This window comes from Rhizobium sp. LjRoot258 (assembly GCF_964254185.1).
Classification (GTDB): Bacteria; Pseudomonadota; Alphaproteobacteria; order Rhizobiales; family Rhizobiaceae; genus Rhizobium.
The window spans coordinates 3,569,344-3,583,059 of sequence record NZ_CAXUST020000001.1 but is presented as its reverse complement, the minus strand read 5'-3'; the positions used below and the strand labels follow the sequence as shown (position 1 = coordinate 3,583,059).

The 13,716-nt window shown below is 60.8% G+C and carries 12 protein-coding genes; 8 read left to right on the top strand and 4 right to left on the bottom strand.

The window, feature by feature from the left end; translation table 11 throughout:
- Positions 1 to 53 precede the first annotated feature (53 nt).
- The 4 genes from rlmN (at position 54) to ACSQ9D_RS17570 (ending at position 4,129) form a co-directional block, all read left to right on the top strand.
- A complete protein-coding gene (gene rlmN / locus ACSQ9D_RS17585) occupies positions 54 to 1,289 on the top strand; it encodes a 23S rRNA (adenine(2503)-C(2))-methyltransferase RlmN (RefSeq protein WP_436283869.1) in 1,236 nt (411 codons plus the stop codon).
- Positions 1,290 to 1,383: 94 nt separating this feature from the next.
- Positions 1,384 to 2,337 (top strand): ABC transporter substrate-binding protein, encoded by a 954-nt coding sequence (locus ACSQ9D_RS17580; RefSeq protein ID WP_436283246.1) that lies wholly within the window; start codon positions 1,384 to 1,386, stop codon positions 2,335 to 2,337.
- Positions 2,338 to 2,456: 119 nt separating this feature from the next.
- Entirely contained in the window at positions 2,457 to 3,338 is an 882-nt protein-coding gene (locus ACSQ9D_RS17575) for an ABC transporter permease (RefSeq protein WP_436283245.1), read from the top strand.
- On the top strand, positions 3,335 to 4,129 hold the full coding sequence (locus tag ACSQ9D_RS17570; protein ID WP_436283244.1) for an ABC transporter ATP-binding protein: 795 nt from the start codon (positions 3,335 to 3,337) through the stop codon (positions 4,127 to 4,129). The genes ACSQ9D_RS17575 and ACSQ9D_RS17570 overlap by 4 nt, the downstream gene beginning before the upstream one ends.
- A gap of 13 nt (positions 4,130 to 4,142) precedes the next feature.
- On the opposite strand, the gene ACSQ9D_RS17565 is transcribed toward ACSQ9D_RS17570, so the two are convergent.
- A complete protein-coding gene (locus ACSQ9D_RS17565) occupies positions 4,143 to 4,784 on the bottom strand; it encodes a LysE family translocator (RefSeq protein ID WP_024315288.1) in 642 nt (213 codons plus the stop codon).
- Positions 4,785 to 4,865: 81 nt separating this feature from the next.
- Positions 4,866 to 5,720 carry an SDR family NAD(P)-dependent oxidoreductase gene (locus tag ACSQ9D_RS17560; protein WP_436283243.1) on the bottom strand — a complete coding sequence of 285 codons (855 nt, stop codon included), beginning with the start codon at positions 5,718 to 5,720 and terminating at the stop codon, positions 4,866 to 4,868.
- 187 nt (positions 5,721 to 5,907) lie between these two features.
- Between ACSQ9D_RS17560 and ACSQ9D_RS17555 the strand changes: the two genes are divergently transcribed.
- Positions 5,908 to 7,131 (top strand): argininosuccinate synthase, encoded by a 1,224-nt coding sequence (locus ACSQ9D_RS17555; RefSeq protein WP_436283242.1) that lies wholly within the window; start codon positions 5,908 to 5,910, stop codon positions 7,129 to 7,131.
- Between the two features lie 48 nt (positions 7,132 to 7,179).
- Here the strand turns inward: ACSQ9D_RS17555 and ACSQ9D_RS17550 are convergent, their stop codons facing one another.
- Positions 7,180 to 8,364, bottom strand: a complete 1,185-nt coding sequence (locus ACSQ9D_RS17550) for a multidrug effflux MFS transporter (protein WP_436283241.1) — start codon at positions 8,362 to 8,364, stop codon at positions 7,180 to 7,182.
- Between the two features lie 202 nt (positions 8,365 to 8,566).
- Between ACSQ9D_RS17550 and ACSQ9D_RS17545 the strand changes: the two genes are divergently transcribed.
- Positions 8,567 to 9,208: a LysE family translocator gene (locus ACSQ9D_RS17545; protein ID WP_436283240.1), complete on the top strand. Its 642-nt coding sequence runs from the start codon at positions 8,567 to 8,569 to the stop codon at positions 9,206 to 9,208.
- A 2-nt stretch (positions 9,209 to 9,210) separates the two neighbouring features.
- On the opposite strand, the gene ACSQ9D_RS17540 is transcribed toward ACSQ9D_RS17545, so the two are convergent.
- Positions 9,211 to 9,642, bottom strand: a complete 432-nt coding sequence (locus ACSQ9D_RS17540; RefSeq protein WP_436283239.1) for a hypothetical protein — start codon at positions 9,640 to 9,642, stop codon at positions 9,211 to 9,213.
- A 212-nt stretch (positions 9,643 to 9,854) separates the two neighbouring features.
- Between ACSQ9D_RS17540 and ACSQ9D_RS17535 the strand changes: the two genes are divergently transcribed.
- Complete coding sequence (locus tag ACSQ9D_RS17535) at positions 9,855 to 11,942, top strand: M3 family metallopeptidase (RefSeq protein WP_436283238.1); 2,088 nt, start codon at positions 9,855 to 9,857, stop codon at positions 11,940 to 11,942.
- A gap of 193 nt (positions 11,943 to 12,135) precedes the next feature.
- Positions 12,136 to 13,713 carry an alkaline phosphatase D family protein gene (locus ACSQ9D_RS17530; RefSeq protein ID WP_436283237.1) on the top strand — a complete coding sequence of 526 codons (1,578 nt, stop codon included), beginning with the start codon at positions 12,136 to 12,138 and terminating at the stop codon, positions 13,711 to 13,713.
- Positions 13,714 to 13,716: the final 3 nt, after the last annotated feature.

Sequence of the window (13,716 nt, the reverse complement as noted above, 5' to 3'; positions counted from 1 at the left end):
CAAGTCATCCGGCTTACTGGGAGGATCGCATGTTGAATTCGGGATTAGAGACTATGTCCGTCATGGATGCGATGACCGTTACCAAGCCTGCCGGCGCGCCGATGCGCGGTGCCGATGCCGCGCTGAAGCCTTCGCTGATCGGCCTGAGCCGAGAAGAAATGGGCGCTGCGCTGCGCGAAAGGGGCGTGGCCGAAAAGCAGATCAAGATGCGCGTGGCCCAGCTCTGGAACTGGATCTACGTACGCGGCGTCTCCGATTTCGATCACATGACGAATGTCGCCAAGGACATGCGCGAGATGCTGAAGCAGCATTTCACCATCGCGCGCCCGGAGATCGTCGAGGAGCAGGTGTCAAACGACGGCACCCGCAAGTGGCTGCTGCGCTTCCCGGCGCGCGGTGCCGGCCGTCCGGTCGAGATCGAGGCTGTCTATATCCCGGAAGAGGGCCGTGGAACGCTTTGCATCTCAAGCCAGGTGGGCTGCACGCTGACCTGTTCCTTCTGTCATACCGGAACGCAACGTCTGGTGCGCAACCTGACGGCGGAAGAAATTCTCTCGCAGCTTCTACTGGCCCGCGATCGGCTGGGCGATTTCCCGGACCGTGAAGCGCCGCAGGGCACCATCATGCCAGCCGAAGGCCGCAAGGTCAGCAACATCGTGATGATGGGCATGGGCGAGCCGCTCTACAATTTCGACGCCGTGAAGCAGGCGTTGCTGATCGCCACCGATGGCGACGGCCTGTCGCTGTCGAAGCGTCGCGTGACGCTGTCGACGTCAGGCGTCGTGCCCGAAATCTTCCGCACCGGAGATGAAATCGGCGTGATGCTGGCAATCTCGCTGCATGCCGTGCGCGACGACCTGCGCGACATCCTCGTACCGATCAACAAGAAGTACCCGCTGAAGGAACTGATCGATGCCTGTCGGAAGTACCCGGGCTTGTCGAACGCCCGCCGCATCACCTTCGAATATGTGATGCTGAAGGACGTCAACGACAGCCTCGAGGATGCCAAGGGTCTCGTCCAGCTGCTGAAGGGCGTGCCGGCGAAGATCAACCTCATTCCGTTCAACCCGTGGCCGGGCACCAACTATCAGTGTTCCGACTGGGCGCAGATCGAGAAGTTTGCCGATTTCATCAACTCGGCCGGCTATGCCTCGCCGATCCGCACGCCGCGCGGCCGCGACATTCTTGCAGCCTGCGGCCAGCTGAAGTCGGAATCGGAGCGCATGCGCAAGACCGAACGGCTGGCTTTCGAGGCGATGATGATCGCCAATCACGGCGCGGATGATTGATCAGCAAGTTTGATCCTTCAAACACCTCCGGATGATTGATTTCATGGCCTGCTTTTCCTAGAAGCAGGGCAAAATCATATCTGGAGGATACCCAATGCGTTCAATCCTGCTTGCTGTCGCGGCCACGCTGGCTCTTACCCTGCCTGCCAAGGCGGAAGACGTTACCGTCGCGGTCACGGCCATTGTCGAGCATCCGGCTCTCGACGCCGCACGCAAGGGTGTCCTCGATGTGCTGACGGCCGCAGGCTACAAGGACGGCGAGAACCTGAAGTTCATGTTCGAGTCCGCTCAAGGCAATCCGGCAACGGCAGCGCAGATCGCCCGCCAGTTCGCCGGCGAAGGCCCCAATGTCATCGTGCCGATTTCCACCCCTTCCGCGCAGGCCGTCGTTTCCGCAACGCGCGACATTCCGGTTGTCTTCACCGCCGTTTCCGATCCGCTTGGCGCGCAGCTCGTAAAGAACATGGACAAGCCCGGCGGTAACGTCACAGGTCTGTCCGACATGTCGCCGGTTGCGGAGCATGTTACACTCATCAAGGAAATCCTGCCGAACGCCAAGACGATCGGCTACCTCTACAACTCCGGCGAAGCCAATTCCGTATCGTTGCTTGCCGTCCTGAAGACGGAGGCCGAGAAGGCCGGCCTGGCGGTCGTTGAGTCGGCCGCCACCAAGTCCGCCGAAGTGCAGGGTGCTGCGCGCGCGCTCGTCGGCCGTGCCGATGCCATCTACATCCCGACTGACAACACCATCATCTCTGCGCTCGAAGGTGCCGTTGCCGTTGCCGAAGAAAGCAAGCTGCCGCTCTTCACGGCAGACACGGACTCCGTCTCGCGCGGTGCGATTGCTGCGCTCGGCTTCAACTACTACGACGTCGGCAAGCAGACCGGCGAGATCGTCGTTCGCATCCTCAAGGGCGAAAACCCAGGGGACATTCCGGTGAAGGTTGCTGCCGGCAGCGATCTCGTCATCAACAAGGGTGCGGCAGCAAAGATGGGCGTCACACTGCCGGAAAGCGTTTTGAAGCGCGCGACGAAGACCATCGACTGATCGAAGTAGATTTCAGAACCAACCATCCAGCCGCTCCCGTTTTATGCGGGGGCGGCTGATGGTATTAGAAGCTTGGGTCCGCTAAGAGGCGGGACAGGTCAGAAGAAAGGGCAGGAGCCTTGAGTCAGATCGCATTCTGGGGAGCCGTGGAGCTGGGGTTGGTCTATGCCTTCGTAGCGCTCGGCGTATACCTCGCATTTCGGGTGCTGGATTTTCCGGATCTGACCGTCGACGGCTCCTTCCCGTTGGGTGCTGCCGTGACAGCGGTGCTGATTGTCGCCGGCGTCAACGCCTGGCTTGCTGCTCTCGTTGCCATGGTCTCTGGTGCTGCGGCGGGTCTCGTCACGGCGATGCTCAATGTACGGTTCAAGATCCTCAATCTGCTGGCCTCGATCCTGACGATGATCGCGCTCTTCTCGGTCAATCTGCGCGTCATGGGCAAGCCGAACGTCGCGCTGATCAATGCAGATACGATGATCAGCCCGTTCTTCGGTCATGGGCTGCGTGATTTCTACGTTCGACCGCTGTTTGTCGGCGTCCTCGTCGTTGTCGCCGTCGTCCTCGTCTGGCGCTTCCTCGAGAGCGACTCGGGTCTGGCGATGCGTGCGACTGGTGCGAATGCCCGCATGGCCCGCGCCCAGGGCGTCGATACCAGCCGCCAGATCTATCTCGGCATGGCGATCTCGAATGCGCTGGTCGCCCTCGGCGGTGCGCTGTTTGCGCAGACGAACGGCTTTGCCGACGTCACCTCGGGTGTCGGAACGATCGTCGTCGGTCTTGCGGCGGTCATCATCGGCGAAACGCTGCTCGGCCGGCGGGGTCTGCTGATCGCGCTGATCGGCTGCGTCCTCGGCTCGATCCTCTACCGTATCGCCATCCAGCTGGCGCTCTCGACCGATGTCATCGGGCTGCAGGCATCCGACCTCAATTTCGTGACGGCCGTCCTCGTTACCGTTGCGCTCATTCTTCCACGCCTTCGCCGCGGAGGTGCCGCATCGTGATAACCCTCAAGGATATCAAGGTCATCTTCGGCAAGGGGACGCCGCTGCAGAAGCAGGCACTGAACGGTGTTAGCCTTACCATCGAAGAAGGTTCGTTCGTCACTGTCATCGGTTCGAACGGAGCCGGCAAGTCGACGCTGCTTGGCGTTCTGGCCGGCGATGTGCTTGCCAGCGAAGGCCAGGTTCTGATCGGCCACGCCGATGTCACGCGCAAGTCCACGGCGGCCCGCGCCGGCCTCGTCGCCCGTGTCTTCCAGGATCCGCTAACGGGAAGCTGCGGCTCGCTTTCGATTGAGGAGAACCTTGCGCTGGCGGCCCGTCGCGGTGAGCGGCGCGGCCTTGTCTCGGCGCTCGGACCGCAGCGCCGCGAGCATTTCCGTGATCGCATTGCCGCGCTCAACCTCGGCCTCGAAAATCGGATGAAGGACCGCATGGACCTGCTTTCCGGCGGTCAGCGGCAGGCGGTGTCGCTGGTCATGGCGACGCTTGCCGGCTCCGAAGTGCTGCTGCTCGACGAGCATACGGCGGCGCTTGATCCTGGCATGGCCGAATTCGTCATGGGCCTCACCCAGAAGATCGTCTCGGAACGCAAGCTAACGACGCTGATGGTCACACACTCCATGCGCCAGGCGCTCGATTATGGCCACCGCACGATCATGCTGCATGGTGGGGAGATCGTTCTCGACGTCAGCGGTGACAGCCGCAAGACGCTGCAGGTCGAAGACCTGATCGCCATGTTCCGCAAAATGCGCGGCCAGACCTTGGATGACGACGCGCTGCTGATCGGTTGAGCCGCAGGGCGACTCAGCGCGCCTGCGTCAGAAGGATCTTTGCCGCGAAAACCGAGAACACGCCGGCGAAGGTAAAATCCATGCCGCGCAGAACCTTCTTGTTGTTCTGCAGCCAGCCGGCAAGCCAGTCGGCCGCGAAGACGACGGCAGCATTCACCGGCATGCCGATGACGATGAAACAGAACCCGAGAAACAGCAGCTTCTGCGTCACTGTCGGGTCGCCGGCACTGACGAACTGCGGCAAGAACGTCATGAAGAAGATGATAACCTTCGGGTTCAACAGGTTGACCCAGAAGCCCGAGGAGATGTTGGCAAGCGGCGTGCCCTTTGACGCTTCCACCTTGTTGACCGAGAACTTCGAGCCGTACCGGATCGCCTGGACGGCAAGCCAGAGCAGATAGGCTGCACCGCCCGTCTTCAGGATCAGGAAGGCCGTGGGCGATGCGGTGATCAAGGCCGAAACGCCGAAGGCGACCAGCATGGTGTGAACGACGATGCCGAGGCTCGTGCCGAGAACGACGAACAACGCCGCCTTCTTGCCCTGCGCCAGCGCCCGGCTGATGGACAGGGTCATATCGGGGCCGGGTGTCGCCGCAAGCAGAAGGGTCGCAGCGGCAAAGGCGAGAAGCGTCGGAAAGCTGGGCAGGAAGTCCATGGTACACTCCGAAAGCCGGATGAAAGCTTAGCCGTCATATCCGGCTTTCAGAAAATGTCTAATCAAACGTTCTAATGCGACCTATTCCTTGCGTTCGAGGTAGGCCTTGAACTTGTCGGCGTAGTCCTTGTGCCAGCGCGAGAGCGGCGGACGGTTCTCGATGATGTCGCCCATCGCCCAGGCCATGCGGCGTTCGTCCACCGAGCGGGCGACGTCGTTGTCGGGGCAGAGGATGTAGAAGTCGCCGCGTTCCAGGCTTTCGATCATGAAGTCGACGGTCTGTTCCGGCGTCCAGGCCGCCGCCGGCTTTTCGGCACGATCGCCCTTTGTCAGGCCGGTGAAGACGAATCCGGGGATGAGCAGGTGGGCAGAGATCGCCGAGCCCTCTGTGTTTCGCAATTCGTGCTGCAGCGCTTCGGTGAACACCTTCACACCGGCCTTCGAAACATTGTAGGCCGGATTGCCGGGCGGGGTGGTGATGCCCTGCTTCGAACCGGTGTTGATGATAAGGCCCGGTTCGCCGTGCGAGAGCATGTGCTGGCCGAAGGTGCGCGTTCCGTTGACGACGCCAAGCAGGTTGACGCCGAGGATGCTGTCCCAATCGGCCTGGGCGCTGAACATCGACGTCTCGGGGCCGATGCCGGCATTGTTCATGAGAATATGCACGCGGCCGAAGCGTTGGATCACGGTCCGTTCCAGCGCGTCCAGCGAGTCCTTCTGCGCAACGTCGGTTTCAACGGCCAGCACATGCTCCTCTCCGGAGATCGATTTCAGCTGCTTGGCGGCCTCTGCCAGCCGTTCGCCGCCGAGATCGGCAATGGCGACGCTCATGCCGGCGCGGGCAAAGTGCTTTGCCGCGGCAAGCCCGATTCCGGAGGCCCCGCCGGTGATGACGGCAACATTGGATTTCTTGATGATGTCTTGGATTCTTGTCACGGCCAGCGTCTCCTCAGCATTGTCAGGACGCTGGCAGATATGGGTTGCGCTTTCGGCCTGTCAAACATTATCCGCGCCGTCTATGGTCGCCGTTGCCCTTGCGTCGTGCGTCAATCTCGCTAAAAGTGCGCAGCCATACCGGGCTTGGCGGGTTTGCCGCTGCCCTTTTGCAACGGACCTCATCATCATGGCATCTAAGAAAGACGTGAAGAAAGTCGTGCTCGCCTATTCCGGCGGCCTCGATACCTCGATCATCCTGAAATGGCTGCAGACGGAGCTCGGCGCCGAAGTCGTGACCTTCACGGCCGATCTCGGTCAGGGCGAAGAGCTGGAGCCGGCGCGCAAGAAGGCCGAGATGCTCGGCATCAAGGAAATCTACATCGAGGACGTGCGCGAAGAGTTCGTGAAGGACTTCGTCTTCCCGATGTTCCGTGCCAATGCCGTCTATGAGGGCGTCTATCTGCTCGGCACGTCGATTGCGCGTCCGCTGATCTCCAAGCACCTGATCGACATTGCCCGCAAGACCGGCGCCGATGCGATCGCGCATGGCGCTACCGGCAAGGGCAACGACCAGGTTCGTTTCGAGCTCTCCGCCTATGCGCTGAACCCGGATATCAAGATCATCGCGCCGTGGCGCGACTGGGCCTTCAAGAGCCGTACCGATCTCCTGGCATTCGCTGAGCAGCATCAGATCCCGGTCGCCAAGGACAAGAAGGGAGAGGCGCCGTTCTCCGTCGACGCCAACCTGCTGCACTCCTCGTCCGAAGGCAAGGTTCTGGAAGATCCGGCGCAGGAAGCTCCTGAATACGTGCATATGCGCACGATTTCGCCGGAAGCCGCTCCTGATAAGGCAACGATCATCAAGGTGGGTTTCGAGAAGGGCGATGCTATTTCGATCAACGGCGTTCGCATGAGCCCGGCAACGCTGCTTGCAACCCTTAACAATTACGGCCGCGACAACGGCATCGGACGTCTCGACCTCGTGGAAAACCGCTTCGTCGGCATGAAGTCGCGCGGCGTTTACGAAACGCCCGGTGGCACGATCCTGCTTGCCGCGCATCGTGCAATCGAATCCATCACGCTCGACCGCGGTGCCGCGCACCTCAAGGATGAGCTGATGCCGCGTTACGCCGAGCTGATTTATTACGGCTTCTGGTTCTCGCCGGAGCGCGAGATGCTGCAGGCGTTGATCGACAAGAGCCAGGAGCATGTCGAAGGCGAAGTGACGCTGAAGCTCTACAAGGGCAATGTCATGGTCATCGGCCGCGAGAGCCCGAAGTCGCTCTACTCCGACAAGCTCGTCACCTTCGAAGACGACCAGGGCGCCTACGACCAGAAGGATGCCGCCGGCTTCATCAAGCTCAACGCACTGCGTCTGCGCACGCTCGCAAAGCGCAATATCTCGAAGTAAGCGAGAACAGCCCGATAGAGATCAAAGGCCCGCCTCGTGCGGGCCTTTTCATGCGCCAATCGTGGCGCGGGAAACCTTTGCAGGGCGCCGTGAGGCGCGGACGAACCAGACGTAGCTCGCGATGGAGATCAGTGCCATGGTCGGGATCACGGTTCCGAAGGCGAGAAGCGGCATGCCGATCAACGAACCCGCGACGCCGCCTGCAAAACCGCCACCCATCTGGATGAAGCCCATCATTGCGGACGCCGAGCCGGCAATATGCGGGAAGGGGTAGAGGCCCGAGGTTGTCATGTGCGGCGTCAGGAAGGCAAGTCCGAAGGCCAGGAACGCGATCGGCCCCATGATCGAGAGATAGGTGGGCGTCACGAAGTGGACGGAGAGCGCAATCATGATGCCCGCGAACCCGAGCAGCCCGAGCCCGACGCGCACGGAACCGTCGCCGCCCAAGCGCGGCGCCGCATAACGCAGGCAGATGGAGCCCAGGAAGTAGGAGCCGGACTGCATCAGCATTCCGAGGCCGAAGGCTGTCGGCGAGAGGCCGACGACCTTGATGAGGATGAACGGGAGCAGCGTCGCCTGCGCATAGAGGGCGCCGATCGAGCCGCCGAGCACGAGCGAGGCGGAGACGAAACGGCTTTCACGTGCAAGCTCGGTATACGCGGCCAGCAGCGGTCCGGGTAGGGCACGGCGGCGATCGGGCATGCTGGTTTCGCGCATGAAGACGACCACCGAAAGGCAGATCAGCAGACCGAAACCGATCAGAAGGAAGAAGACGGACTGCCAGCCGAAGGCGGCAAGCGCCAAACCGCCGATTGTCGGTGCCGCGGCCGGCCCAATGGCGATCATGATCCCGATCAGGTTCATGATACGGGAGGCCTCGGTTCCGGTGAACTGGTCGCGCACGATGGCGCGGGCGACCGTGATCCCGACAGAGGCGCCGATACCCTGGATGAGACGGCCGGCGAGCAACCATTCGATGCCAGGCGCAAAGGCGGCAAGCAGGCTACCGGTGACATAGATGCCGATGAAAAGGAGCGTCGCCGCGCGCCGGCCGAAGGCGTCCGAGAGCGGGCCTGCAAGCAATTGCGCAACCGAGAAACCGGCGAAATAGACGGAGAGCGTCATCTTGATCGCCGAGTCGGACGTCCGGAACGCCTGCACGAGCTCGGGCATCGCAGGGGTGTAGATCGACATCGAGATCGGCCCGATTGTTGCGAGAAGCGCGCCGAGCATGCTGGTTCGCCGTTCGCTCATCCGGAATGGGGGCATAGGGGTACTCGGTTTTGGTGGCATGTGCGAAGCCGCAAAATGGCGACCCCTTCCTTCTGTCGGAAGCTGCGTGATCCGGCAATTCAAAAATCTTATGGGTCGCCATCATCGCTTGACGGGTTTCGATTAGCGCATAAGCTGCGGTGGTTCCTTCGGAGTTCTTTCGATGACCCAATCGTTGCTTGCAGGCGCCTTTCTGGCTGCCCTTCTTTATGTGCTCATTCCCGGTCCGGCGTTCCTCGCGCTGCTTGGCATCGGTGCGGGGCAGGGACGTCGCGCCGGCGCGCTGTTCGTCGGCGGCCATCTGGTCGGTGATCTGCTGTGGGCGTCACTGGCGCTGATTGCAATCATCGGCGCAAAGACGATCGGGACCTTTGTCTTCGACGCGCTCGGTCTTCTCTGTGGCTTCTACCTTGCCTGGATCGGCTGGAATGCCGTGAGGGCAAAGCCGAAAGCAGACGGACAGGCTTTGATGGTCGTCGAGCGGCCGTTCCGCCGTGGCCTGATCTTCGGCGTCACCAACCCGAAAGGGTATCCCGTGGCGCTCGCGACGTTCACGGCTCTCGTTGCCGGCTCGGCGAGCGCGTTGCAGTTTCACACGTTGCCGGTCCTGCTTGCGGTTTCGTTTCTGGGCTTCATTGTCGCCGATATGATCCTGATCACGATCATTGGCGCCGGCACGGTGAGGCGGTTCTATCGCTCGCACGAGCGGCTGATCGTCCGCTGCTCAGGTGTCTTGTTCATGGGTTTTGCAGCGCAGGCACTCTGGCACGCGACGCCGGGCCTGCTGGGGTGGCGGAAAGCCTGAGATCAGACGTCGAGGAAATTGACGACCGAATTGAGCGTCGCCACCGTTGCCGGGTCGCCGATCGACGTCGCGATCTGCAGCTGATCTTTGTAGTAGTCCCGGAAATTGAAGCTCGTCGCATCGGTGATATCGGAGAGGTCGAGGATGTTGCCTGCTGGGTCGATCGTTCGCATCGGCAGCGGTTCGGAGATGGCGGCGAATGTATCCTGATCGATCGCGCCCGCATCGAGGCTCTGCCTTGCATACTGGCGCAGTTCGCTGGCGCTGATCGCGGAGAAATCCGGCGCATCGCCGCCTGTTTCATCAATTTGGAATGCCGTCGAAGGCTTCGCAGCTGTGCCGATTTTGGCTTCTAATTCATTGTAACTATTAGAATTATCGGAATTTCTTCTGAAAAGGAAATTCGGCGAAGACCGCACAGAAAGGATTTCCATGGCCCATGTCCAATTGCAAGAAGATGACGAGCAAGGCTATCGCGCGCGCCGAAGCCGCGTCAATCGTTAACGATTGGTTAATTCTCATGCGTCATTTCTTGCCGTGAACTTTTCACAGTCATGCGGCGGAAAGAGCGTCCGATCGGCAATACCAATTGCGTACGGGCATCCCTATATTGCCTGTTCAGTTGCCTGCCACAAAGGATGTCCGCATGCCTTCCACACCAGAATTCAATCCGGCACTCTTCGAATGGAACGGCCTTCATGGCCTGCCACGGTTCGATGCGCTCAACGACGGTGACTTCGCTTCCGCTTTCGATGCCGCACTCGCCGCACACGAGAAGGAGATCGATGAAATCGCCGGAAATCAGGAAGCGCCGACATTCGAGAACACGGTCGTTGCTCTGGAGATTGCAGGCGATCAGCTGTCGCGCGTATCCGCACTGTTCTGGAACCGGGCAGGCGCTCACACCAACGACACAATCCAAACACTGGAGCGGGACATTTCGCCGAAGATGTCGCGTCACTACTCCAAGATCGGCATGAATGCGGCGCTCTTTGCCCGCATCGATGCCCTGTGGGAAGCGCGCGAAAGCCTTGGTCTGACGCTGGAGCAGACGCGGGTGCTGGAGCGGCACTGGAAGGGTTTCGTCAAATCTGGCGCCAAGCTGCCGAAGCCCGAGCAGGAGAAGCTTGCGGGCATCAACGAAAAGCTCGCCGGCCTCGGCACCCAGTTCGGGCAGAACGTACTTGCCGATGAAAAGAACTGGGCGTTGATCCTTTCCGACGGCGCCGATCTCGACGGCATTCCCGAATTCCTAAAGGATGCGATGGCGGCTGCTGCACACGAGCGAGGCGAAGAGGGCAAATTTGCCGTGACCCTGTCGCGCTCGATCATCGAACCGTTTCTCACCTTCTCCGAGCGGCGCGATCTGCGTGAGCGCGCCTTCGAGGCTTGGGTGGCGCGCGGCGAGAACGATGGTGTGACGGACAATCGCGGCATCATCCGCGATACGCTTGCGCTTCGCGGCGAGGTGGCCAAGCTCCTCGGCTATGGTAACTTCGCGGAACTGAAGCTCGACAATACGATGGCGAAGACGCCCGGTGCGGTGAATCACCTACTTCGAGAGGTGTGGGCGAAAGCTGTCAAGCGGGCCGGCGAAGAAGAGGCCGACATCGCCAAGCTGATCGCCGCAGAGGGCAAGAACCATGAGGTCATGCCCTGGGACTGGCGGCACTATGCTGAGAAGATCCGTGCAGAGCGGTTCAACTTCTCCGAAGCCGAGTTGAAGCCTTATCTCCAACTCGAGAAGATCATCGATGCCTGCTTCGACGTCGCTGGCCGGCTGTTCGGCATTCGCGCCGTCGAGAAGAAGGGCGTTCCCGCCTATCATCCCGATGTTCGCGTTTTCGAGATCCGCGACCAAGAGGGCACGCTGGTGGCGCTCTTCCTTGGCGACTATTTCGCTCGCAGCTCGAAGCGCTCGGGCGCTTGGATGAGCTCGTTCCAGTCGCAGCACAAGCTGCCGCTGAAGGACGGACGACAGGGCGAGCTGCCGATCATCTACAATGTCTGCAATTTCGCCAAACCTGCCGAAGGCAAGCCCGCGCTTCTGTCGCTCGACGATGCGCGCACGCTGTTCCACGAATTCGGCCATGCGCTCCACGGAATGCTCTCGAACGTCACCTATCCCTCGGTCTCCGGCACGGGCGTCTCGCGCGATTTCGTTGAATTGCCGTCGCAGCTTTACGAGCACTGGCTGACGGTGCCAGCGATTCTCAAGCAGTATGCGGTGCATTTCGAAACCGGCGAGCCGATGCCACAGGCGCTGCTGGACAAGGTTCTGGCGGCCCGCACTTTCAATTCCGGCTTCAGTACGGTCGAGTTTACCTCCTCCGCGCTTGTCGACATGGCGTTCCACACACGCGACAAGGTCGAGGACCCGATGGCGGTGCAGGCCGGGGTGCTCTCGGAGCTCGGCATGCCGAAATCGATCGTCATGCGTCACGCCTCGCCGCACTTCCAGCACATCTTCTCCGGCGGTTATTCCGCCGGCTACTATTCCTACATGTGGTCCGAGGTGCTTGATGCGGACGCCTTCGCCGCCTTCGAGGAGACGGGCGACGCGTTCAACCGGGAAATGGCAGCCAAGCTGAAGGACAACATCTATTCCGTCGGTGGCGCGATCGATCCCGAGGATGCCTACAAGGCCTTCCGCGGAAAGTTGCCGAGCCCGGATGCAATGCTGCTGAAGAAGGGACTTGCGACCTTCGAAGAACTGTCCGGCAGCGACGCCTGACAAGTCATGTATTGCGCATCCTCAATGCGCAAAAGCTAAAGTATTGGCGGGTGACAGTCATCTGACCGCTTCGTCACATGACTGTCACTGAAGTTTCGAAAAACCGTCATGCCGTCTTCAAGAATATGACATGACGGCCGCCATAGGTTCGGCGCGGGAGGCTCTCTCCCGCTCCAGCCGGATAGTCCTTGGCATGAAATTGACCGAAACGACCCGCCGACGCTTTCTCTCATCCATGGGAGCGGTAGGTGGATTTGCAGTGGCGGGGCTGGCGATGCCCTACTATGCGCGTGGTTCCTCCAGTCGTCCGGTTTTTGCGTCCGGCGTCCAGTCGGGCGATATCGATACCAGATCCGGAATGATATGGACACAGGTGGACCGGCCAGCTCGGCTCCATATCGAGTACTCGACGAGCGACAGGTTCGCCAATGCCGTGCGCGTGGCGCCCATAGACGTCACGCCACAAACCGGTCTTGCCGGAAAGCTGCTGCTTGAAAACCTTCCGCCCGACCAGGAGATTTTCTATCGCTTCCGAGCGGCGGATTTGCAGGATATCAACGATCTTTCGGAGCCAATCCTGGGGCGGTTTCGCACCGCGCCGTTGCGCAAGCGCAGCGTCCGCTTCGCGTGGTCGGGCGATACGGCGGGGCAGGGTTGGGGTATCGACGACGAAGGCATGCGCACCTATCAGACTATTGCCTATCACCGCCCTGATTTCATGATCCATTCCGGCGATACGATCTATGCCGACAACCCGGTGCCCGACGAGATCAAGCTGCGCGACGGCGGTGTCTGGAAAAACAGGATCGTCACGGCGGCAAAGCGGGACATCGCCCAAACGCTCGACCAGTTTCGCGGGCAATGGGCTTATAATCTGCTCGATAGTCACGTGAAGGAGTTCAACGCGGTCTGTCCCGTCTTCTATCAATGGGACGATCATGAGGTATTGAACAATTGGTCGCCTTCGACCGACCTTCGCGACGACAACCGCTACACGGAAAAGTCGGTTTCGATCCTCGCCAGCCGGGCCAGCCGTGCCTTTCATGAGATGACACCGATCCGTTATATCGCAGACGAGCCCGGCCGCATTTACCGCAAGGTCGCCTATGGCCCTCTGCTCGACGTCTTCTTCGTGGATCTGCGCTCTTATCGCGGCCCGAACAGCCATGGCGTTGATACCAACCCCTCCGATGGCTCTCTCCTGCTGGGCGAACGTCAGGTGGCATGGCTGAAGCGAGAACTGGTTCGCTCGACGGCGACGTGGAAGGTGATTGCCTGCGATCTGCCGATCGGGCTTGTGATCTGGGACGACTACGGACATCGGCGGGGAAGCGAGTCGATCTCGAACGGCGACAATAGCGCGCCACTCGGTCGCGAGCTGGAGTTTGCCGACCTGCTGCGGTTCGTCCGCGATGCCGGCATATCCAACATGGTCTGGCTGACGGCCGACGTGCACTATACGGCAGCGCACTACTACGATCCCGGCAAGGCGAAGTTCCGCGAGTTCCTCCCATTTTGGGAATTTGTGGCTGGACCTCTCCATTCCGGAACCTACGGCCCGCAACAACTCGACATGACCTTCGGGCCGCAGGTGAAGTTCATGAGGGCAGCACCCGGCGGCGCGGAGCAGAACCTGCCGCCATCGGCCGGCATGCAATTTTTCGGGCTGATCGATATCGATGGGCAGACCGAGCAACTGACGGTGCGGCTGATGGACCGGAACGACACGGAACTGTGGCGGACGACCATCGACCCGCAGATATCGAGTTGACGC